At 37.9% G+C, this 20742-nt stretch carries 21 protein-coding genes; 7 read left to right on the top strand and 14 right to left on the bottom strand.

Annotated elements, in window-relative coordinates; genetic code table 11:
• Positions 1-4: 4 nt before the first annotated feature.
• The 11 genes from ccoS to E6H07_08935 form a co-directional block, all read right to left on the bottom strand.
• Positions 5-187, bottom strand: a complete 183-nt coding sequence (gene ccoS, locus E6H07_08985; protein TMI66020.1) for a cbb3-type cytochrome oxidase assembly protein CcoS — start codon at positions 185-187, stop codon at positions 5-7.
• Between the two features lie 84 nt (positions 188-271).
• The gene (locus E6H07_08980; protein TMI66510.1) at positions 272-2704 is read right to left on the bottom strand and encodes an HAD family hydrolase; all 2433 of its coding nucleotides are present in this window, start codon (positions 2702-2704) and stop codon (positions 272-274) included.
• A gap of 310 nt (positions 2705-3014) precedes the next feature.
• Positions 3015-3929, bottom strand: coding sequence for a transporter (locus E6H07_08975; protein TMI66019.1), 915 nt, complete (start codon positions 3927-3929; stop codon positions 3015-3017).
• A 57-nt stretch (positions 3930-3986) separates the two neighbouring features.
• Positions 3987-4727 carry an iron-sulfur cluster repair di-iron protein gene (gene ric / locus E6H07_08970; protein TMI66018.1) on the bottom strand — a complete coding sequence of 247 codons (741 nt, stop codon included), beginning with the start codon at positions 4725-4727 and terminating at the stop codon, positions 3987-3989.
• A 20-nt stretch (positions 4728-4747) separates the two neighbouring features.
• A complete protein-coding gene (locus E6H07_08965; GenBank protein ID TMI66017.1) occupies positions 4748-5515 on the bottom strand; it encodes an ABC transporter permease in 768 nt (255 codons plus the stop codon).
• A gap of 11 nt (positions 5516-5526) precedes the next feature.
• Positions 5527-6279, bottom strand: a complete 753-nt coding sequence (locus E6H07_08960; protein TMI66016.1) for an ABC transporter ATP-binding protein — start codon at positions 6277-6279, stop codon at positions 5527-5529.
• A complete protein-coding gene (nosD, locus tag E6H07_08955; protein TMI66509.1) occupies positions 6276-7505 on the bottom strand; it encodes a nitrous oxide reductase family maturation protein NosD in 1230 nt (409 codons plus the stop codon). The genes E6H07_08960 and nosD overlap by 4 nt, the downstream gene beginning before the upstream one ends.
• Positions 7505-8536, bottom strand: a complete 1032-nt coding sequence (locus E6H07_08950) for a hypothetical protein (protein TMI66015.1) — start codon at positions 8534-8536, stop codon at positions 7505-7507. The genes nosD and E6H07_08950 overlap by 1 nt, the downstream gene beginning before the upstream one ends.
• A gap of 76 nt (positions 8537-8612) precedes the next feature.
• A complete protein-coding gene (locus E6H07_08945) occupies positions 8613-9170 on the bottom strand; it encodes a fasciclin domain-containing protein (GenBank protein ID TMI66014.1) in 558 nt (185 codons plus the stop codon).
• An 11-nt stretch (positions 9171-9181) separates the two neighbouring features.
• Positions 9182-11173, bottom strand: a complete 1992-nt coding sequence (gene nosZ / locus E6H07_08940; protein ID TMI66013.1) for a Sec-dependent nitrous-oxide reductase — start codon at positions 11171-11173, stop codon at positions 9182-9184.
• A 26-nt stretch (positions 11174-11199) separates the two neighbouring features.
• Positions 11200-11670 carry a cytochrome c gene (locus E6H07_08935; protein TMI66012.1) on the bottom strand — a complete coding sequence of 157 codons (471 nt, stop codon included), beginning with the start codon at positions 11668-11670 and terminating at the stop codon, positions 11200-11202.
• 165 nt (positions 11671-11835) lie between these two features.
• Between E6H07_08935 and E6H07_08930 the strand changes: the two genes are divergently transcribed.
• Both E6H07_08930 and E6H07_08925 read left to right on the top strand, forming a co-directional pair.
• The gene (locus tag E6H07_08930) at positions 11836-12276 is read left to right on the top strand and encodes an Rrf2 family transcriptional regulator (GenBank protein TMI66011.1); all 441 of its coding nucleotides are present in this window, start codon (positions 11836-11838) and stop codon (positions 12274-12276) included.
• Positions 12277-12368: 92 nt separating this feature from the next.
• Positions 12369-13124, top strand: a complete 756-nt coding sequence (locus E6H07_08925) for an iron-sulfur cluster repair di-iron protein (protein ID TMI66010.1) — start codon at positions 12369-12371, stop codon at positions 13122-13124.
• Positions 13125-13212: 88 nt separating this feature from the next.
• Here the strand turns inward: E6H07_08925 and E6H07_08920 are convergent, their stop codons facing one another.
• From E6H07_08920 to E6H07_08910, 3 genes are read right to left on the bottom strand one after another with little or no spacing between them, the layout of a single operon-like run.
• On the bottom strand, positions 13213-14139 hold the full coding sequence (locus E6H07_08920; protein ID TMI66009.1) for a hypothetical protein: 927 nt from the start codon (positions 14137-14139) through the stop codon (positions 13213-13215).
• 47 nt (positions 14140-14186) lie between these two features.
• Entirely contained in the window at positions 14187-14804 is a 618-nt protein-coding gene (locus E6H07_08915) for a hypothetical protein (GenBank protein ID TMI66008.1), read from the bottom strand.
• A gap of 30 nt (positions 14805-14834) precedes the next feature.
• On the bottom strand, positions 14835-16031 hold the full coding sequence (locus E6H07_08910) for a hypothetical protein (GenBank protein TMI66007.1): 1197 nt from the start codon (positions 16029-16031) through the stop codon (positions 14835-14837).
• A gap of 591 nt (positions 16032-16622) precedes the next feature.
• Here E6H07_08910 and E6H07_08905 point away from each other — a divergent pair.
• From E6H07_08905 to E6H07_08885, 5 genes are read left to right on the top strand one after another with little or no spacing between them, the layout of a single operon-like run.
• The gene (locus E6H07_08905; protein ID TMI66006.1) at positions 16623-16838 is read left to right on the top strand and encodes a hypothetical protein; all 216 of its coding nucleotides are present in this window, start codon (positions 16623-16625) and stop codon (positions 16836-16838) included.
• Between the two features lie 21 nt (positions 16839-16859).
• Entirely contained in the window at positions 16860-17834 is a 975-nt protein-coding gene (locus E6H07_08900; protein ID TMI66005.1) for a 4Fe-4S dicluster domain-containing protein, read from the top strand.
• Between the two features lie 38 nt (positions 17835-17872).
• Positions 17873-19222, top strand: coding sequence for a polysulfide reductase (locus E6H07_08895; protein TMI66004.1), 1350 nt, complete (start codon positions 17873-17875; stop codon positions 19220-19222).
• Positions 19223-19233: 11 nt separating this feature from the next.
• The gene (locus tag E6H07_08890) at positions 19234-20136 is read left to right on the top strand and encodes a hypothetical protein (protein TMI66003.1); all 903 of its coding nucleotides are present in this window, start codon (positions 19234-19236) and stop codon (positions 20134-20136) included.
• A 52-nt stretch (positions 20137-20188) separates the two neighbouring features.
• Positions 20189-20590, top strand: coding sequence for a cytochrome c (locus E6H07_08885; GenBank protein TMI66002.1), 402 nt, complete (start codon positions 20189-20191; stop codon positions 20588-20590).
• Positions 20591-20742 lie beyond the last annotated feature (152 nt).

Genomic DNA, 20742 nt, shown 5'->3' with positions numbered 1-20742 from the left:
GAATTTATTTTTGTTTTGATTTTAAAGATGTAGTTGTATCGGGCAAAGGTTTATCATCAAACAGCATACGAACTGATGGCGTATAATCGTCATCATACTGGCCTTTTTTAACTGACCATATAAATGCAGCCAGGAAACCACCGGCTACCAGGATACTCACAACGATCAGGATGATTAATACACTCATATAAAAGAGACACAAAAGTATTTTTCAGTAAAAATGGGATAGCTGATATGCATCAGACAAAGACATGACGATTATCATTCAGCCTCACAATCCTTTCTTTTTTGCTACCCAGGCAGATGCCAGTGTGACAAACGCTACAATAGTAATAGAGCTGGCTGGCATAAGTATCGCAGCCACCAATGGTGACAGCAATGCCTGCACCGCAAAACTTAATCCTACTACATTGTATAAAATGGAAAGAATAAAACTCAACAACACGATTCGTTTACCAGCCTTAGCATAGTTTATAAATGCAGAAAGTTTATGCACCACACTGCTATCCATGATCGCATCACTGGCTGGTGAAAACTGGCTGGTGTTCTCACTTACAGCAATACCTACATCCGCCTGTTTTAATGCACCGGCATCATTCAATCCATCACCCAACATCATAATTTCTGCATCACAATCATTCTTCCGCAACCGGCTGATATATTCCTGTTTATCCTGTGGTGACTGTTTGAACCTTATTACAGCATTTTTTCCAAATATTTTTTGAAGATTATTCTTTTCAGCATCATTATCGCCGGATAACAGGTGTAGTTCATTTTTTCTAGCGGATAAGTCATGAACCATATCATTTATACCATCGCGGTATTGATTGGTAATTTTAAAAACGCCTTTGTACTCGTGATTGATGGAAAGAAAAACATATCCGCTACCGGAAAATTCATTGGCTGGATCATCATCATTTACAAACTGCCAGGAACCCATCTTCACAAGATTGCTGTCAATCACTCCTGCAATTCCTTTTCCGGGAAATTCTTTAAAGTCCGTTATAGAAAGAGGCTCCGTGTTATATCTTTTCAACAAATCTTTTTTAATAACACGGCTCAAAGGATGAACAGACTCCTTTGTGAGTGAATAGGCCATCGCAATTTCATTGCTGTTTAATTCTTTTCCTTCATAAACAACAATTGCCTGTGCAGAATGTGTAAGCGTTCCTGTTTTATCAAAAACAATGGTGTTGATCTTTGCAAGGGCTTCAATCACTGAAGAATTCTTCAGATATAATTTATTTTTACCGAACTGCCTGAGCATGTTTCCGAAAGTGAATGTAGCAGACAGTAGCAATGAGCAGGGGCAGGCAACTATTAAAGAAGCAGTTACTGCCGGCCATATTTTAGTTGTATCCGTAAAAGCCCAGTAGATCGCCGCACAACCGGCAATAGAAAACAATACCAATGTAAAATAGCGGCTCCATGGATGTACAAATGATTTGTCTTTGTTCTTTTGCTCAGCAAAGGCATCGTTGTTGTTCCATAACTGGGTGATATAACTTTGCTCAACAGGTTTTACTACTTCCATTTCGATCATGCTCCCTGTTTGCTTACCACCCGCATATACCAATTCTCCTTGGTTTTTTTGAACCGGTGTATTTTCCCCCGAAACAAAACTATAATCAATATTCCCTTCTCCTTTCATGATGACAGCATCTGCCGGTATCATTTCATTTTGCCTAACAAGAATTTTGTCGCCCCTCTTTAAAGCACTGATAGTTGAGGTCTGCTCTCCGTCTTCTTTTAATATTGTAACCCCTAATGGAAAGTAGGATTTATAGTCCCTGTCGAAAGAAAATGAATCATAGGTTTTATCCTGGAACCAGCGGCCAACCAGCATAAACAATACGATGCCGCTCATTGAATCAAGATAACCGGCTCCTGTACCACTCAATATTTCATACACACTTCTGCCAAAGGCAACAAGTATTGCCACAGCGATTGGCGCATCTATATTCAGCCATTTTTGGCGCAGGCCCTTCCATGCCGAAACAAAAAACTCGGATGCACAATAGAATAATACCGGCAGTGACAAAGCCAGGTTTAGATAAGTAAAAGTATTTTTCAATGAATCGTGACCAATATTACCTGAGGAAAAATATTCAGGGAAACTCAACATCATGATATTACTGAAACAAAAACCAGCTACCCCTATTTTAAAAATTTTTCCACGATTTATTTTTCGGTTTTTCTTTTTTTCACCATCATTCAAGCTGATATAAGGTTCGTAACCTACAAAGGCCAGCAACTCTACTATTTTTCTAAGTGAAGTTTTCGAAGAATTGAATGCTACTGAAATATCCTTTCGTTGAAAATTTGTTTTGGAATACAGAATGCCCGCATCGATCGTATGCAGGTTTTCCAATAACCAGATACAGGAGGCACAGTGCATTTGTGGCAGGTGAAAACTTACCTGGCTTTGTTTGCCATCATCAAACCGCAACAGTTTGCTTTTCACTTCTTCATTATCCAAATAAGCAAACCGATCCGAAGAAAACTTTCCTTTTACTTTAATACCGGGCCTTGAGGATAATTCATAATAATTACACAGTCCATTTTCCTGCAATAGCTGGTAAACAAATTTGCAGCCATCGCAACAAAAATATTTTTCATCAGTAGCAATGCTTTTATCACAGCTTTCACCGCAATGATAGCATTTCACCACTTCTGGTTTATTTCGCCTTGTCTCTTTTTGTATTATGGTTTCTTCCAAAGTGTCGTTGGTTTAGAAGGAATGACAAAGATTGCCGGCAGCAGGTGGAATCGGGTTGAGAATTCTCAACCTGATATATGACTTCTATCAAAAAGTAAAGCCCCCTGAGGAATCAGCGGGCTTTTGCTATTGAAACGAAAACCAACGATATCCCGCTAGGATGCGGGAACTATTTTAAATCATTTGCATTATCAAATGTATCAGCGATGATTTTCGTACAAAATGACTTTCATCAAAGAAAATACTGAGATTAATCAAGTGAAGCCAGTTAAGATCGGGAGCTGATTTTTGAAACTCAAAAAGAAAAGCTTACATGCGCCATGCCTTTAATTTTTTGCTCAGTCTGATTTTCTGCAAAATTTTGTGCTAATGGTAATTGTGCATTTATTCCAAATGTGATTTTATTGATGCCGAACTCAACCCCAACAGCACCCTGGAAAAGCGACCCACCTGTCAAATCAATTTTCTCTGCAGCTGATTTACTCGCATCAGTGTTTTCAAATAATAAACCCATATTGGGGCTGATCGTTGTTTTACCGGCAGTCATTGAATAAGAAACAAAGCTGTTGGCAGAAAACTTATTACCAAACCTGAAGTTATCATCATTGGTAGTACTGATCTTATAATTTGCCTGGGTAGTAATTCCAAATTTGCTTACCCTAACATTATACATTCCATTCAGCAAAATATCTGTGCTGCCTGAGCCTAACTGCATATTTGCCATAGAAGCGATATCGGAACTATTGGGGTCAATTTCAAATTTGCCGGTAGGCAATTTAACTCCACCACCAAGCCATAATTGCTGGTAAATATTTTTCCCATTACTTGTCTTAGAATTTACATCAAACAGTTTATAATTCATCAATACAACAACATCACCCAATCCTTTCAGGTTGCTTATTCCTTCATCTGATTCTTGATGGTTGAAATTAAAAGGAACCGATGTCAACAACTGAAACCGTTTGCCAATGTTCCATCCACTCCAGATTTCTACTGTCTGATAATAATCTTTACTATACTGGGAAGGATCGTTTTGTAATCTTGTATTAAAATGATTGTAATGATAACGTAAACCGATAAACCGGTTTTTAAACTGTGGCAAAATACCGATATAATAATTCCCAACTCCGCAGCCGCATATTTCACACGCCTTGGTTTCCTGGGCTCCTATTAATAATAAAAGTGCTATGACAATAAATTTTCTTTTCATAATTGAGCTATGTTTAATAATTAGAATCGCAATAATTGTGTGCAAGGTAGCTTTAAACTAATTAAATACTGTTTCCTGTAATTTTTGAAATAGCCCAATTGATTTTGGAAATAGGATATTATTTTCCAAATGCACATGTTGGTGCAGATCCATTTCAAATGCCTTTAATGCTGCAAAGCTTAACTGGTAAGTAGTGCATGCATCCATCGGGGGAGTGTAGTTATTGCTGAGTATCCGTATTTCATTCAGCATAGTGCCTGCGTGATCATGTTCCTGTTCCATAATAGTGATAGGCGATTGCAGATAAGTAATACTGATCTGAAGATTAGGTCTATCTGATTCAGCCAGCTTTTGCAACTCTTTTATTCTAGGAAAAAGAATCGTTTCTTCTTTTTTCATATGCAACTCCATTTCTTCTTTCACTGATGCAAACATTTCAGCTATCTTGTAAAGCTCAGGGTGTCTTTCACCATGCTTAGATGCAATTTTTTCAAGCCATGCATAGATCTGCGGCATTTCATTTTTTACATAGCTATGATGGGTGTTGACGATATAATCACAAAGGACAGACAATTCGCTCTTTTCAAAATCAGGACCAGCGGGTGAACCTCCCTTTGAAAAAACAGTTTCTAATTCGGATACAACTTCAGTAATTGGCAACTGTTGTTCTGTACATGCCTGCTCCAAAGTACGTTTCCCTTTGCAACAGAAATCTAAATGATATTTTTCAAAAACAATCCCTGCTTTATGATTAGTTTTTACTAATTGAGCAAGTGTCAACGAATTGATATTTTCCATAATGTATATTTTTTTAAAATCTATAAATCTTTCCTTTTAAAATACCTGACTGAAACCCATAACGGCAGTACCACCCAGAGGAACATGATGCCTGTTGTAAATAATAAACCCCAGCCACCACCAAAGAAATCTTTGTACAAGGCACCAGTGTAACCCATTAATGCACTTACATCCATTTTCAGCATGATGAAGATGCGGCCCAGGTCAACCGGGTTCAGTGCCGATAATACCAATGTGAATTTTTCCAATGGATAATCACTGAATGCAAATAATATCAGCATAACAATTCCATCATAGATCAATGTAAAATAAAACCAGAGTAATAATGCAATGCCAATGCCTTTTGCTTTATCTCTTGAAATAACGGATGCAAAAAATGCCAGCGAGGTGAACACCAGTGTTAGCGCAGAACCCGTGAACAATAATGCAATGCCAGTTGCATCCGGGGAATACAATAAAACCGGTATACCAATACCAATAAAGAAAGAGGTGAGCAGTGAAATACAAATGCCACTGTATTCACTCAACAAAATTCTTGTGCGGCTCATGGGCTGTGACAACATCAGCTCAATAAATTCGTAAGAGTTATAATAATGAATTGTTGTAAACACAAGACTTATCAGCGGCAATACGATAAGTATTATATTCATCAGGCTGAGTATCGCCTTACTGCTGTTTTCCTCCATACGAAACATACTGATGGAAATCACCAATAAGAATAATGTGTAAGCAATAATTATTTTATTGCGGAGTATGTCGTAAAGTATATATCGTGATAGCTTTAGCATTGTTTTCGTTTTTACTTTCCAGGATTCAGAATTTTTTCGATCCATGTAGTACCCAGGCTTTCCCCTTTCATGATTTTTGCAATAGCCTTGCTCAGTCTCAACTCACCGGTCTCTTCACGTAGTGTTTGCATATCTTTTACAAATTCCATTTTACCATCCTGCATATACATAATATGTGTGGTCAGTTCTTCCAAGTCACTCAGGATATGTGATGTGATCAATATCAGTTTACCTTTTCTTTTTTCCTTCAGAATTTTCTCTTTCAGGATCTCAGAAGCCAGCGGGTCAAGGCCGGCAGTCGGTTCATCCAGTATAAGAATACCCGGATTGAATAAAAAAGCAACTGCCGCACTTACTTTTTGCCTTGTGCCACCGCTCAGGGTTCTCATAGGTTTTTCAAATATTGTCGTCAGATGAAACTGGTGGATCAGTTCTTTATCTAAATGATCAGCGGATTGATTGCGTATATTTTCAAGCATTTCAAACAACTGACCCACTTTCATATTATCAGGATAGCGGCCGATCTGTGGCATATAACCAATATCATTTTTGTAACGGGGGTCTTCTCCGATATATTCATTGTTCACTGAAATGCGTCCGCTGTTTGGTCTCACCATTCCGAGAATGCATTTGATCAATGTTGTTTTCCCAGAACCATTAGGGCCAATCAATGAAACCACCTGGCCTTTATGAAACTCGACATTGACCCTATCGAGTGCCTGTAACCGTTTAAATTTTTTGCTTATGTTTTCAATCCGGATCATAGCTTGTTGGGTTTTATCGTTGGTTGCGTATCAATTAAATTTTCAGGAGTTAAACTCGGTATTGCTTTTTCAGCTTTATCCAGCAACTGAACAGTGAAACTTCTGAGCAGTATCAATGCATTCGGATTCTCTTCCACGATCATTGAATACATATTTACTGGATGATAAGGCACATCACCAAATCCATCTTTGTTCAGATCATACCCATCATATTTATCCCAGTAGTTATTGTAAAATTTATTTAACACCATAGTGCCGTTTGTAGCTATATCGAAAGTGTTCCCGAAATAATTATTATGATGAAAATTATTATTATCACAACTTGCCTGCACTTTCATAGCCCATCCATTTTCCTTAAAAATGTTTTTCTCCACTTCGATACGGCTGGTTCCCTCCATATGCAGTGCCACTGTGTTTTTATAAAAAGTATTATTGCTTATATAGCTGTCAGAAATATCCTTTAATAAAAGGCCATACGCAGAAGCCCCCCAATTCTGCTCAAAATGATTGAACTGCATGGTCACTTTTTTGGAATACATCACTGCCACACCTGCGCCATTATCATGAAATGTGTTGCTGAGGTATACATCATCATTTGAATACATGAAATGCAACCCATATCGGATATTTTCCTGGCTTATGTTTTTTTGGATCGTTGAGTGGCTAACAAATTCAAAATAGATACCATCCCTGTGGCCGGTGATGAAATTAGCTTCGATCAAAGCATTATTACACTTCCAAAGATGGATACCATTACCTGTTGTTTGTTCTGTTTTAGGTGATCCGGCGATCCGGTTATTCCGAACCGTACAAAAAGTTGAATTATTAAGATGAATGGCAAAATAGGAATTGAGAAATTTATTTCCTTCAATTACAATATAACTGGCATCTATAACTTTCAAAGCCGCATAATCATTCATAGAAGAATAACCGGAATTCTGAAACTGAATTCCTTTGATAACAATATTCTTTCCACTTACGGTAAGTATCTCGAACTGGCTTACCCCGTCGAGAATAGCATTATCGCCAATAAGTGTGAGGGATTTCGTAAGAATAATATTTCCTTCTTTATAAATACCAGGTGACAACCTGATAGTATCATTGTCCTTTGCAACAGCAATCGCCTGCTTCAGTGTTTTTACAGGTTCGTTAGCGCCAACAATAATTGTGCGGCCCGATACAGTTGCAGAAATGTTCAATAGCAATATGATGAGCAAAAACTTCATCATTGAATTTTTTTATAGACCTCATCCCATTTCATGAGCTGGCCTTCCATTTTATCTTTTACAGTATTCGCTTCTTCGTCCGATATAAATGCTGCAGCATTGCTACCCATCGGGCTTCTCAGGTCATTGCTTATAAAAAATGAAGCTTTCTTTACATCAATAAATTCATTCTCCTTTTTAAAATTGATAACCAAATTCTGCTTTATATCTTCTTTCTTTATTGCATCAGATTTCAGAAAGCGTACCATACAAATGATATCATCAAATTTGTAAACCTTGCCTTTTGTAGTTATGATCTCTCCGCCAAATTTCGGATCCATCACTCCCATTTTACATGCGTGGCAATTATCAGTTCCATATTTAAAAGGCTCGGGCTGTACACTACAGGAAGAAAAAAATATAAGTGGCAGCAGTAGTAATGCTGTTGTGATTTTTAAACGTGAGACTTTTCTTTGTTTATACCACTCCAAAAACCAAACGACAAAAGCCATACCTGCAGCACCGATCACTATCCATCCACCGACATCCGGAAATGAATACGCATCAAAATTCAAAAGCCTCTTATGGCCAAATAACGGAGGCTGGTAAGACATGCCGGGAACCTGGATCGGTGCAGTGGGATTGAGATTATGTCCATAATTATATTCCCACATATAAAAATCATACATTGCCAATGCACCTCCAATAACAGTCAACAACAGGTATAAAAACAAAAATCTTCTATTACCTGTAATAGAAACCAGCATACCCAGCAACATAAAAAATCCAACTACATAAGGCAGGTAAGAAAACTCCGGGAAATCTGCTGCTGAAAATGGTTTCATCCCGATATAGTGGTTCAATCCATTGATCACATCTACGTCGCCGGTGAGTTTGTTGATCCAGATATTCATCTTTAATCCTTCTGGATACTGGGGGGCAAATAGATCAATGCGCCAGACGGGAAGAAAGAATGCCGCAACCAATGCACCTGATGCAAATGCCACCAGTATTCTTGAAGTAACGCTTAAGGGAGTAGACTTGAGTAACATGTTTCAATAGTTAAAAGGGCCGGCTAACCTGCTGGTAAAGCCAGCCCGTATTATATAAAACCTTAAAACAAAAAACTTATTTCGGCAGCAACACTCCATCAATCACATGCACCATACCATTTGATCCCTGGACAGATGCAACAATTGTTGCTGAATTATTCAACATCACTTTTCCATCTTTTATACTTACAGTAATGTTTCCGCCATTCACCATACCGATCGTCATTCCATCTTTAAAGAAATCTGCCTTCAATGATGAGGTAGTAACATGATACTGTAAAATATTCTGCAGGTCGGCTTTCTTATCATCTTTCATCAAACCATCCACAGTACCTGCAGGCAGTTTATCAAAAGCTGCATTGGTTGGTGCAAACACGGTAAAAGGACCAGGGTTTGCCAATACATCTACCAATTCAGCCTGCTTTAATGCAGCAACTAATGTGGTATGATCCTTTGAGCCCACAGCTATTTTCACAACATCTTTCATTGAAACATCATCCTGTACGGCTGCTTGCCCACCCTCGGGTTGTGCAGTTGCATCAGTTGTTGCAGTTGCTTCATTAGCTGGTTTATTGTTGCAAGAAATAAAAACGAACAACAAAACAGCGGTCAATAGATTTATTATTCTTCTCATAACAATAGATTTTATTTTTTCTCGGTTGTTGTTGCTGCAGGTGTTGGTTCAGTTTTACCTGTGCTGAATGTTAATGGCACATTAGCTCCGGCAGGGCTTACTCTTATATATCCCTGCATTTCCTGGTGCAGTGCACTACAGAAGTCAGTACAATACATCGGGTACACACCAACTTTCTCAGGCTTCCATGCCAGTGTTTGAGTTTCACCCGGCATAATTAATAATTCTGCATTGGCAGCACCTTTTACAGCAAAGCCATGTGGTATATCCCAATCCTGCTCAAGATTAGTAACATGGAAGTAAACAACTTCTCCCAGTTTCACTCCTTCAATATTATCAGGAGTAAAATGTGAACGGATTGATGTCATATATACATGCACTTCATTTCCTTTTCTTTCTACTCTTGCAAAATTGTCGCCTTTAGCTACCCATGGGTTTGCATTGTCTTCTATTTTAAAGATCTTAGTTGAATTCTTCATGATCAAACTTGCAGGAATTGCTTCAGCATAGTGAGGTTCACCAATTGTTGGGAAGTCAAGAATAAGTTTCATTTTATCGCCACTGATATCATAGAGCTGTGCACTCTGTGTTAATTCAGGTCCTGTTGGCAGGTAACGGTCCTTTGTAATTTTATTATAAGCGATCACATATTTACCCCAGGGCTTTTTAGTTGGACCGCCCGGTACACACAAGTGACCAATAGAATAATAAGTAGGCACACGGTCAACAACTTTTAAATCTTTGATATTCCATTTCACTATTTCAGATGAAACAAAGAATGAAGTATAAGCAAACCCGTTTCCATCAAACTCGGTATGCAATGGTCCGAGGCCTGGTTTCTGTACTTCACCATGTAATACGGCTTCGTATTTTAAAACAGGAATACCATCAAATTCACCATCATAATTTTTAGCGGCGATTGCAGCTTGAATTTTTGTAAATGAGAAAACAGGAATTACTGCAGCGAGTTTACCGCTACCAACAATATATTCACCGGTTGGATCGGTATCACAACCATGCGGAGATTTAGGACAAGGCATAAAGTAAACCATATCGGGGCAATCTTTAGGATCCAGTACAACAACCTCATTCTCCATTGTTGAAGTTGCCATATGTTTTGCTTCATCCCATTTATTATGTGCATACCTTACTGATTTCTTTGTTCCTTTTCCTGCTTTGGCATATTCTTCTGCTTTCTTCCAATTCACACACATTATAAAGTCTTTGTCCTTTTGTGAAGCGTTTACTTCAAGTAGCGTATTTGCTTTTTCTGAATTATAACAACTAAAGAACATCCAATCATGTGATTTGCCTTTACCTGCACGGGCCAGGTCAAAGTTGATACCGGGTGTGAGTATCTGGAAAGCAATACTCATATTACCGGACGTTTTATCAACACCAATAAAACTTACAGTTCCTTTGAAGTTTTGTTTGTAGGTATTAATAGGTACATCCTGGTTATCACCAATTGGTACGCTGAAACGTGTTCCTGCTACAACATACTCTGAGTTTTCAGTAATAAAAGGTGAAGAGTGATTACCAGCACTGTTGGGGATCTCAATGATCTCTGCTGTGCGGAATGTTTTTAAATCAATACGGGCAATACGCGGAGTATTGTTAGCATTTCCAAATACCCAGCGGCCATCATGTGTACCATCTGTAACAGACAATGCGATATGGTGAAGATCATCCCATGGAATAAACCCATGCGAAGTATTCAGCATTGGTTTAGTTTCTTCACTGTATCCCCATCCCTTCTCCGGATCAACAGAGAAAACAGGAATAACACGGAACAAACGACCCGAAGGCAATCCATACACACTCATCTGTCCACTAAAACCTCCCGATACAAAATTGTAAAACTCATCGTATTTACCGGGAGCTACATAAGCTTTTGCTGCGTCACCGCCAGCAGAAGCCTTCGTGCCCTTTGGTGTACAGCCCTGCATGGATATAAGTCCGATCAGTGCAAGCACCAGTGAAATTTTAAAAAGCGGTTTCATATTTTATTATTTAGCATTATAAATTCTTATTTCTCCCCATCATTATTACGCATAAACTCAATTACCTTTCTTGCTTCTTCCTGTGTTAAATTCTGGTTAGGCATACGAACCATACACAACTCCAGTAGTTTTTGCGCTTCTGCATCTTTTTCCAGCATCATTTCCACGTTGGTGATCATATTCATGATCCAAACAGGTTTTCTTCTTTGAGTTACATTCTTCCAGCCTGGTCCAACTAATTTTTCTTCAGTCAGGCGGTGACAGCTCTGGCATTTCAGTTCATAAAACCCTTTACCGGCTGAAACCCATTCCGCATTTAAAGGATTAGACAAAGTGATGTCGGACTCTTTCACTTCTGTTCCATGAGTCTCAGCTTTTTCATCAGTAAGTTTTGTAATGTCTACAGGTTCTTCTTTTTGCACACCACCACCGCAGGCAATAAATAAAATTGTGCTGCAAGTAAGCAGCGCAGTGATAAAAATTTTCGAAGCTTTCATTGACGTTGATTTTTTATTTAAAAAATTAAAGGACATGCTTGTCTTTTGAAGACCAAAAATATCCAGGCAGCATTCTCCCTAAACTGACATACATCATTTAAATGAATGATGTTTATCAGGCATAAGTGACTAACGGCCTGATATTTTTAAACTTTATTAATAATTATGGTTTTGTCAAAATCATTCGGGTATGCATTGCGTAGCATATTATATATGGCAGCTGTGCAAGAAGAAAAAAAACATATCCAGTTGCAGGAAATAGCTGCGCAACTGGATGTGCCACGCCATTTTTTAGGTAAGGTGATGAAGCGGCTATCCAAACAAGGCATTATTGACTCTACAAAAGGACATGCAGGTGGCTATGCTTTAAATGAGAATACCCTGTCGACCCCGGTAATGGCAATTGTTATGCTGATAGAAGGTGAGGAACTATTTAATACTTGTGTAATTGGTTTTAAAAAATGTAATGAACATAATCCATGTCCGCTGCATCACAAGGTAGTGGCCACCAAAAACGAGATGATAGAAGTATTTAATAAAACCAAAATCAGTGATCTACTGAAAGATGATAAACCGGCATTTATACGAAGCCTGGTGACAGCTTAAAACGTCATGGACAAGATGATAAAAATCATTCTAGAGGAATTTAAATAGATATAATTTTCTATCCAATATTATAAAAACAGCAACCGTTGACTATGTTTTTAAACAGTAACAAGATAAGTGAACATTCCTTTGTATCGGAAATTGTAAAACAGGATTACCGTACTGCTGAAGTATTCCGCCGGCACGATATTGAATATTGCTGTGGTGCCAAATGGTCATTGGACAACATTTGTATGATGAAGGGAATTGATGTAAATGTGCTGAAAGATGAACTGGAAAAAGCTACCCGGAATATACAAGTGTCCAACAATCTTAATTTTGATGAATGGCCTGTTGATTTCCTGGCAGATTATATTGTCAATGTCCACCACAGTTATATGAAACATTCCATGCCTGAAATAAAAACTATGTTGAAAGGTTTTGTAGAAGAGCATATACAAAAATATCCCAACCTCGCTGAACTGGAAATTTCATTTAACCAATTATATAAAGAAGTATTTCCGCATATGAAGCAGGAAGAAGAGATACTCTTTCCTTATATTAAACAGATCTATCATGCCTTCACTACCAAAGAATCGTATGCAAGTCTGCTTGTACGTACATTACGTAAACCCGTGGAAGAGGTAATGGATAAAGAGCATGAATCTGCAATGAAACATTTGCGTAAGTTCAGGACGCTAACCAATGATTATACAGCCCCTACCAATGCATGTGTAAGTCATAGGGTAAGTTTTGCAAAACTGCGTGAGCTGGATAATGATCTTACTCAGCATATTCACCTGGAGAGTAATATTCTTTTTCCAAAAGCAATAGCAATTGAAAAAGAGCTTTTGAAAAATAAAGTGTAGTGGAACATTTCATCTTTCAGTATACTAACAAACAAAAGAGGTTGATTTTTAATCACCCTCTTTTGTTTAAAAAAGCATATTCTTTTACTTATTCTTTATCTTTTTTCAGACTCATACTCCGGTTAATGGTAAATCCAAATGCAAGATTGCCATCTTTAAGGTATCCTGTATTTTTCGCTAACTGATCAATGTTGGAAGAATTCATTGTATTGCCAACAAAGAATTGAAAAAGGTGACCACCGGTATTGATCTCAATTCCCAATGACAACAGGTCAGGGCTGTAATGTGTGATAGCACCGCTTTCGTCAATTATATTTTTATACATGTTTAACTGGCGGGTGTATTCCATAGTCACATTCATTTTCTGAGTGGCTTTCCATTTTCCTGCTGCGCCGATTGAATAAACAAAGTTGCTGTTGTTAATACCATAAGGAACTTTATTTAAAAAGATCAGCGATGGAACTAACTGCAACGAGATCTTGTCTGACATCTTCCTTGCAATAAGCAATTGATGAAGAAAAGACCATTTATCCCATGCAGAACCGGTTCCTTTTGTCTGGGCAAAATCCACATTTGCCAGAGAATACCAGGTGGCAGTAACGGGGTAATTCTTAGGTCCCGTTTGCTGACGAATAATTCTGAATTTGGCCCAACCTTCGTACTTAGAACTTCCTGCTAAAGCAAAACCAAGGTTTGCATAATCAGTAACCGAATAATCAAAAGACAAATAAGTTCGGGCCACACCGGAATTGATGCCGAGAAATTGTGCAAGGTTTTGCTCTGTTGTTTGATCTTTATTCCATAAATAACTGAAATGGTGAGATACCATAAACTGCAGCACTTCTTTAGGCACTATCTCAGTGCTCTGAAGGTTAATGATCTTAGTGGCATTAAAAGTTGCCCGGGCATATTTTGGTTTTACCGTTTCCTGGGTTACAGTTTCGGTACTATCCTGGGCCATAGTTACAAACCAGCAACTCAATCCTGCAACCAATAGCAATATTATCTTTTTCATATATCCTGTTTTAGTAGTATTAATTGAAGAAGTTTTCATTGGGAAATTTATTTAGGCATACCCTGGTTGATCCAGGCAATAAATGTATTAGTAACGCAAGTGGATAAACTAATAGGCCCTCCGGGGTGACCAGTAGCTCCGCCGCTGTTCATCATAGCAATTAATTTATCCTGATTGCTTACCAGTTTGTTATAATCCAGAACAGGAGCAATGCCACCATGACAAGCTCCACCTTTGCAGGTAGTGTTATAAATAGGTACTATGTCTTTTGTGTAAGTAACTACTGTTGGTACTGTGCAGCCTGCACCATCATCAAAAGGTTGACCTTGCGCTACCCATTCTCTGATGATAGCTTTTTCATTTGGATTAAAGTCAATATTACCCCCACCAGGGTGTGAACCACCATTTACCCATGGACCAAAATGTGACAATGCTCTGGAGGAAATAGCATCATAATAAATGGTATCCTTACATGAAAATCTGACCTGCCCGGTAGTACAATTATTATGACATCCGCAGGCACCCGCAGTAACGATTGGAATAACTTCTGCACGAAATGATACCCTGGGAATTTGCTGAATATCTACTTTATTCTTGTAACAGGATGACAACAAGTAAAACATCATTGAACATGCCATTGCTGCTATGATTAAACGTTTTTTCATATTCTGAAATTTTTAAATGAGCTGATAGGATTAGCGTCTGATAATTAAGTTTCCTGATTTGGCATATTTGAAAATACCGGTATTGGTTTTACCATATTTCCATACATCGGGAATATTAGGATCTGCGAAATACCATGCTTTGATCAATGCGATCTCGGATGGCTTCAAGCCTCCGTCCTGGTAAGCCATTGATCCGTTGACACTGTTAACAGTTCCTGTCTGAGGATTGAGAAACAAAAGTGTTGAGTCAATTCTCCTGATAAAACAATCGTTGCTGTTGAGGGGATCTGATTTGGAATAATACTGCACTCCCCCGGGACTTGTATATACTACTGAAGAGTTACTCCGTATATTTTTGGGAATATATATATCCATAAGAACATCATCATAGCTGCCTAAAGGACCTCTTCGTGAAGCGGTGGTCCATGGAGTAGTAAAAGTTTTTAGAATCCGGAATGAGGCTTTACCTATGGTATCGCTATAATATGTTTTTACGCTGTCTTTATAATCATTCCATATGGTGTTGAGCTTGGTTTGATTTATAAACTGGCAATAACGGCTCTGTGCACCCGTTGCTGCATCATAGATATAAAAAGAGGCTGTATCTGTAGTAACGATAGAATATCTAGTACCTAAAATACCTTTTTCTGCCCATGAGCCAGCCACAGTACCCTGGTTATGGCAATTAGCAGATCCGCAACCGTCATTAATTAAGCGAATGGCTGCCGGTCTGAAATCAGCCAAGATTGGATTTTCCCTTGCTCCATTATAGATCCAGTTATAAATAATGGCTTTGTCCTTTGTATTTAATTCGTGATTACTGTTTACCGGGGGCATGGCTCTGTTAAAATCATTTGTAGTGATCATTTCCCATAATTTGCTTCCGGATGGATTACCAGCAACTACATATTTCATAACATCAGCATAGGAATTAAATTTTGGACTGATCGGACCACCATGGCAATTTGATGTGCCACAGTACTCATGCACAATAGTCTGAACACCCCTCATTTTTATTACATCATTGGTTGCTGGTGTTACATCAGCCGATGGAATGGTGTAATTATCGTTGAATGCTGCATAAATAGTGGAGTCGGGGATGCTCGGGTAAGAACGATCCAGGTGCTGAATATTATCACCCACTTTGGTACATTTAAATAATGAATGGGTGAGCATTAGAACACCAATGAAGATGGTAACAGCCTTGATAATTGAGACTTTTTTCATAAAGCTAATTTTGCTGATTGAATAAAGATTATATTGAAAGAATAATTAGTAACTAATACAACACTCAAAAATATCTGTACCAAGCCTGACAATTCCATGACAAGTAGCAAAAGAAAACATGATATTAATCAGGCACATGTCTAATATCCATAATTAAACATGCCTAATCAACACTAATTAAACATTAATTAAATAGGTGCAGACAGAATTTCAAAAAATATACTAGTAATCAGAAGTGCTATGCCGCTTAAGAAAATATCTGTACGGTTAATTTTTACCCGTGTCTCAAGCCTTATCCTTGGCTAAAGTTAGAAATAATCAGGTAATTGAACTAAAAAATAATTCTTCAATGTTTGTAACTCAGGATTATCAAATCTGGTATTTGGTATTATTTATATGTATCCTTTTTATTTATCTTTAATATACTAGAATTGTTTTGCTGTGCAGATTTTTGTTGAACATCATATAGCAAAGTGACCAAAATCACATAACTTCCTCATTCAATCATAGAAACAACTTTTTACATCCGATACTTTAGCCTTCTCGTTTTCCACCCCTTTTGAAAAAATCTTAACTTAAAAAAGATAAATCATGGGCAATAACAAACAACCTGATAACAAATCCCGCAGGTCATTCTTTACAGATCTCCTGAATTCAAAAAAAGAAAAAGTAAAAATGCTTACCGCAGATGGAAAACTGGTGGAAGTTGATAAAGATGTTCTTGATGCTGCAAGCAAACAAAAAGTGAACAATAAAGAAATACTGCAGTGGATGAAGAATCCCTCCAAGAATGACAATGAAATTTAAACCAACATTTAAAACTGCACAATGAAACAGGAAGAAATAAACGATAAATCACGCCGTGACTTTTTAAAAACTGCTGCTGTAGCAACTGTAGCTGCTACAGCATGTGGCAGTCTTGCTTGTTCATGCGGTAGCAAAAAAGCTGAACAGGCAGCAAGTAGTGAAAAAGTAAAACTTCTTTCACCTGATGGCCAAATTGTGGAAATAGATTCTTCATATATACAAGCTCATCATCACCATGCAAGTGTAGTATCAAGTGCGGAGGCAAGAAATGGGATCCCGGGAAGAAAATTTGTAATGGTGATCGATCTTGCCCGTTGCAAAAATGCCCGTAAATGTGTTAGTGCCTGTCAAAAGATGCACCATTTACCGGAAGAAAAAGAATGGTTAAGTATAAAGCTGATGAAAGATAATGAGACGTCATCACCTTATTGGTTTCCTAAAACTTGTTTTCATTGCGATAACCCTCCCTGCGTAAAGGTTTGTCCTGTTAACGCAACATTTAAACGCCAGGATGGATTGGTATTAATAGATAATGAAAGATGTATTGGATGTAAATTCTGCATGGCAGCATGTCCTTATTCCACCCGTGTATTTAATTGGGAAGAACCCAAACAAGACCTTGACATAAGAAATTTGGTTGGAACCCCTGAAACAAGTGTGCCAAGTAAAGTAGGCACTGTTGAAAAATGTGACTTCTGTCCCGATATGGCCAGGCAGGGTCTGTTGCCTGATTGCGTATCTGCCTGCCCCAATGGAGTATTCTATTTTGGCGATGAAAATGAAGATGCAGTTACTAATGGTGATGAAACTGTAAGTTTTACAGAATTAATAAGAGACAGGAGTGGTTATCGCTATATGGAAGACCTTGGCACAAAACCAAGAGTTTATTATTTACCACCAAAAGACAGGCAATTCCCGGTAGAAAGAGGTTATGATAATTTACCTGATAACCTGAAAGCAAGATTTAAAGATGTAATGGAAGAAGGAAAAAAATAACACAACCATAATTGATCTATTAAGAGAAAATTTTTTTTATGCAGCTCAATTCTTTTCAACAAAAGGCATTCGAAGATCAACGTTCACATATAGAAAAATTTGGCAGAAAATCCTGGGGGTGGACAATATTTTTTCTTCTCTGGATCATAGTAGGGGGTTATGCATTGTATTTACAGAATTCTGCCGGACATATTGTAACTGGTATGCGGGATAATGTGGTATGGGGTTTATACATTGCCAATTTTATTTTCTTTATTGGTATCAGTTATGCCGGTGCCGTTATATCAGGCGTACTTCATATTCTAAAGGTTGAATGGCGAAAACCGATCATCCGTATTGCCGAAATGATCACCGTGATCTCAACAATAATCGGCCCCGTTTTTATTCTCCTTTGCGTTGGAAGACTTGACAGGCTTCATCATTTGATACTTTATCCAAGATTACAATCGCCTATTGTATGGGATGTATTTGCCATCACTACTTATTTTACCGGGAGTGTTATTTTTCTTTATCTCGCATTAATAAAAGATTTTGCGATCTATCGTGATGCAAAACTAAAAATCCCTAAGTGGAGGCAAAAAGTTTATAAAGCATTGGCTATAGGTTATCGTGGTACGCCAAGTCAGAATAAACATATTGCTATTTCAACAAACCTGATGGCGATCATGATCGTTCCATTAGCGATCATTGTTCACTCTGTGCTATCATGGATATTTGGTATGACGCTAAGACCAGGCTGGCATAGCACCATCTTTGGACCTTATTTCGTTTTAGCAGCAATTTATTCCGGAACAGGCGTATTGATAATGGCGATGTGGGTTTACAGAAAAATGTATAACCTGTATGATTACATTCATGATAAACATTTTATTTATCTCGGGTATATCATGCTTGTGCTGGGCGCAGCGTATGGCTATTTTACATTTTCTGAATATCTCACTGACTGGTTTGGCTCTGAAAAATGGAATAGTGAAGTCATTCATAAATTATTCAGCTTCTCAGAATATGGGTGGTGGTTTTTATTTGCCAATGTAGCTGGCATATTATTCCCGATGTTTATTGTTGCTTTTCCCAAGACAAGAAAACCGGGTTGGATCGCCATTGCATCTTTTTTTATGGTGATCGCACTTTGGGTAAAACGTTATCTGATCATTGTACCGACACTTGAAACACCCTTATTACCTATGCAGGATACAAGATTGGAGTATGTAAAATATTCAGCAACATGGGTTGAGTGGGCTTTGACTTTCGCAGGTATCGCTACTTTCTTTTTAGGTTTTATTCTGCTGTCAAAATTTGTGACCATTATACCTATTTCTGAATTTGAAAACAAAGAGAAAGCAAAAGAAAAAATAACTGCACCAGAAAGTGAGATCGCCCCGACATAAACTTATTTATTATGAGAAAAATAATTCAACTACTAACTTTTAGTTTCCTGGCGTTGATAATTTCTGCGCCGGGAAAACTAATGGCGCAAGCTGATAGTTTAGCTAAAAAAGAAGTAAAAGAAAAAACGACTTATGCTCCGCTAATTTCATTTATAAGTGTTCAAAAAAGTGATAACAGTGTATATCTGAAAGCTACCGTACAGGCAAAGGTCAGCGGAACGCTTACCAAACTTCCTGGATTTAAAATTGAATTTACAGTTGGCTCCGATTCAACAGCAAAAAAATTAGGCGATGTTATTACCAATAGTAAAGGAGTAGCAATATTGAATTGTAAACCCGATCAATTAACAACTGATAAAGAAGGTAAATTAAATTTTAAAGCAAGTCTTACGGGTAAAGATTCGATCGAATCAGCGGAAGAATTAGTGTCAGTAAAAAGAGCAAGGCTCGAGATCACACCTGTAAAAGAAGACTCACTATTAACTGTAAAAGTAAAATTAATTGACCTTGGCACTGGCAAAGAAACAGCAGTACCAGAAACAGATCTTGGAGTTTTTGTAAAAAGAATGTTCAGTTCCCTGAAGTTAGGAGAAGGGAAAACAGATGAAGCGGGTGAAGCAACAATAGAAATTCCAAACAATCTTCCTGGGGATGCACAGGGGAATATTACACTGTTGGCAAAGCTCGACGAAAATGAAGTGTACGGGAATTTAGAAGCAGCCGTTACACAACCATGGGGAACCCCTGTTTCTGATGAACTAAAAGCCATGCCCCGTGCATTGTGGAGCACACTTCCTCCTCTTTGGATGCCAATCACATTCCTGATTCTGATGACAGCTGTGTGGGGCCACTATATCGTTATTATATTTGAATTATTCCGCCTAAGAAAAGAAGAACCAAAAAATGCATCATAAGCAACTAAAATGTAACTTTAATCATCTCATCAAAAACAAAAAACCCTGAATCATGAAAAAGTATATTTCCATCCTGTTTACCGTAATGTTTGTAACTGTATTAATGGCCTTTTCGCCAAAAACCACCAACGATCCATGGCCGGTTCCTGATAAGTATAAAAACATGGCCAACCCCGTAAAATCTGATGCAACTTCTATTGCTAGAGGTAAAGAGTTGTTTACAACACATTGCAAATCTTGCCACGGCACAAAAGGAAAAGGTGATGGACCAAAAGCAGCACAGCTTGATACCGAATCTGGTGATTTCACAAAACCTGCAACTCAATCGGAAACTGATGGCGCTTTATTTTATAAAACATCCGAAGGACGTAAAGACATGCCATCATTCAAAAAGAAAATTGCTGATCAAAATGATATTTGGGCAGTGGTGAACTACATGAGAACACTTAAATAAAATAAAGAAAAAGATAACTACAGCCGGTGATTGTCACCGGCTTTTTTATTGAAGAATAGTTGGGTTTGAGTTTCAGTATTCCCTTTTAAAATCATCCTTCTCTTTGACTTAGGTCATTATCAATCGCTTTAGGCCACAGTAGTTTTGATACA

The sequence above is a fragment of the Bacteroidota bacterium genome (assembly GCA_005882315.1).
Lineage (GTDB): Bacteria > Bacteroidota > Bacteroidia > Chitinophagales > Chitinophagaceae > VBAR01.
Note: the sequence above shows the minus strand (reverse complement) of the source record. Positions and strands in the feature narration are given on the sequence as shown.

Coding starts and splice junctions, on each gene's coding strand:
- ccoS (TMI66020.1), bottom strand. CDS start 187: ATGAGTGTATTAATCATCCTGATCGTTGTGAGTATCCTGGTAGCCGGT.
- E6H07_08975 (TMI66019.1), bottom strand. CDS start 3,929: ATGAAAAGAAAATTTATTGTCATAGCACTTTTATTATTAATAGGAGCC.
- ric (TMI66018.1), bottom strand. CDS start 4,727: ATGGAAAATATCAATTCGTTGACACTTGCTCAATTAGTAAAAACTAAT.
- E6H07_08965 (TMI66017.1), bottom strand. CDS start 5,515: ATGCTAAAGCTATCACGATATATACTTTACGACATACTCCGCAATAAA.
- E6H07_08960 (TMI66016.1), bottom strand. CDS start 6,279: ATGATCCGGATTGAAAACATAAGCAAAAAATTTAAACGGTTACAGGCA.
- nosD (TMI66509.1), bottom strand. CDS start 7,505: ATGAAGTTTTTGCTCATCATATTGCTATTGAACATTTCTGCAACTGTA.
- E6H07_08950 (TMI66015.1), bottom strand. CDS start 8,536: ATGTTACTCAAGTCTACTCCCTTAAGCGTTACTTCAAGAATACTGGTG.
- E6H07_08945 (TMI66014.1), bottom strand. CDS start 9,170: ATGAGAAGAATAATAAATCTATTGACCGCTGTTTTGTTGTTCGTTTTT.
- nosZ (TMI66013.1), bottom strand. CDS start 11,173: ATGAAACCGCTTTTTAAAATTTCACTGGTGCTTGCACTGATCGGACTT.
- E6H07_08935 (TMI66012.1), bottom strand. CDS start 11,670: ATGAAAGCTTCGAAAATTTTTATCACTGCGCTGCTTACTTGCAGCACA.
- E6H07_08930 (TMI66011.1), top strand. CDS start 11,836: ATGGTTTTGTCAAAATCATTCGGGTATGCATTGCGTAGCATATTATAT.
- E6H07_08925 (TMI66010.1), top strand. CDS start 12,369: ATGTTTTTAAACAGTAACAAGATAAGTGAACATTCCTTTGTATCGGAA.
- E6H07_08920 (TMI66009.1), bottom strand. CDS start 14,139: ATGAAAAAGATAATATTGCTATTGGTTGCAGGATTGAGTTGCTGGTTT.
- E6H07_08915 (TMI66008.1), bottom strand. CDS start 14,804: ATGAAAAAACGTTTAATCATAGCAGCAATGGCATGTTCAATGATGTTT.
- E6H07_08910 (TMI66007.1), bottom strand. CDS start 16,031: ATGAAAAAAGTCTCAATTATCAAGGCTGTTACCATCTTCATTGGTGTT.
- E6H07_08905 (TMI66006.1), top strand. CDS start 16,623: ATGGGCAATAACAAACAACCTGATAACAAATCCCGCAGGTCATTCTTT.
- E6H07_08900 (TMI66005.1), top strand. CDS start 16,860: ATGAAACAGGAAGAAATAAACGATAAATCACGCCGTGACTTTTTAAAA.
- E6H07_08895 (TMI66004.1), top strand. CDS start 17,873: ATGCAGCTCAATTCTTTTCAACAAAAGGCATTCGAAGATCAACGTTCA.
- E6H07_08890 (TMI66003.1), top strand. CDS start 19,234: ATGAGAAAAATAATTCAACTACTAACTTTTAGTTTCCTGGCGTTGATA.
- E6H07_08885 (TMI66002.1), top strand. CDS start 20,189: ATGAAAAAGTATATTTCCATCCTGTTTACCGTAATGTTTGTAACTGTA.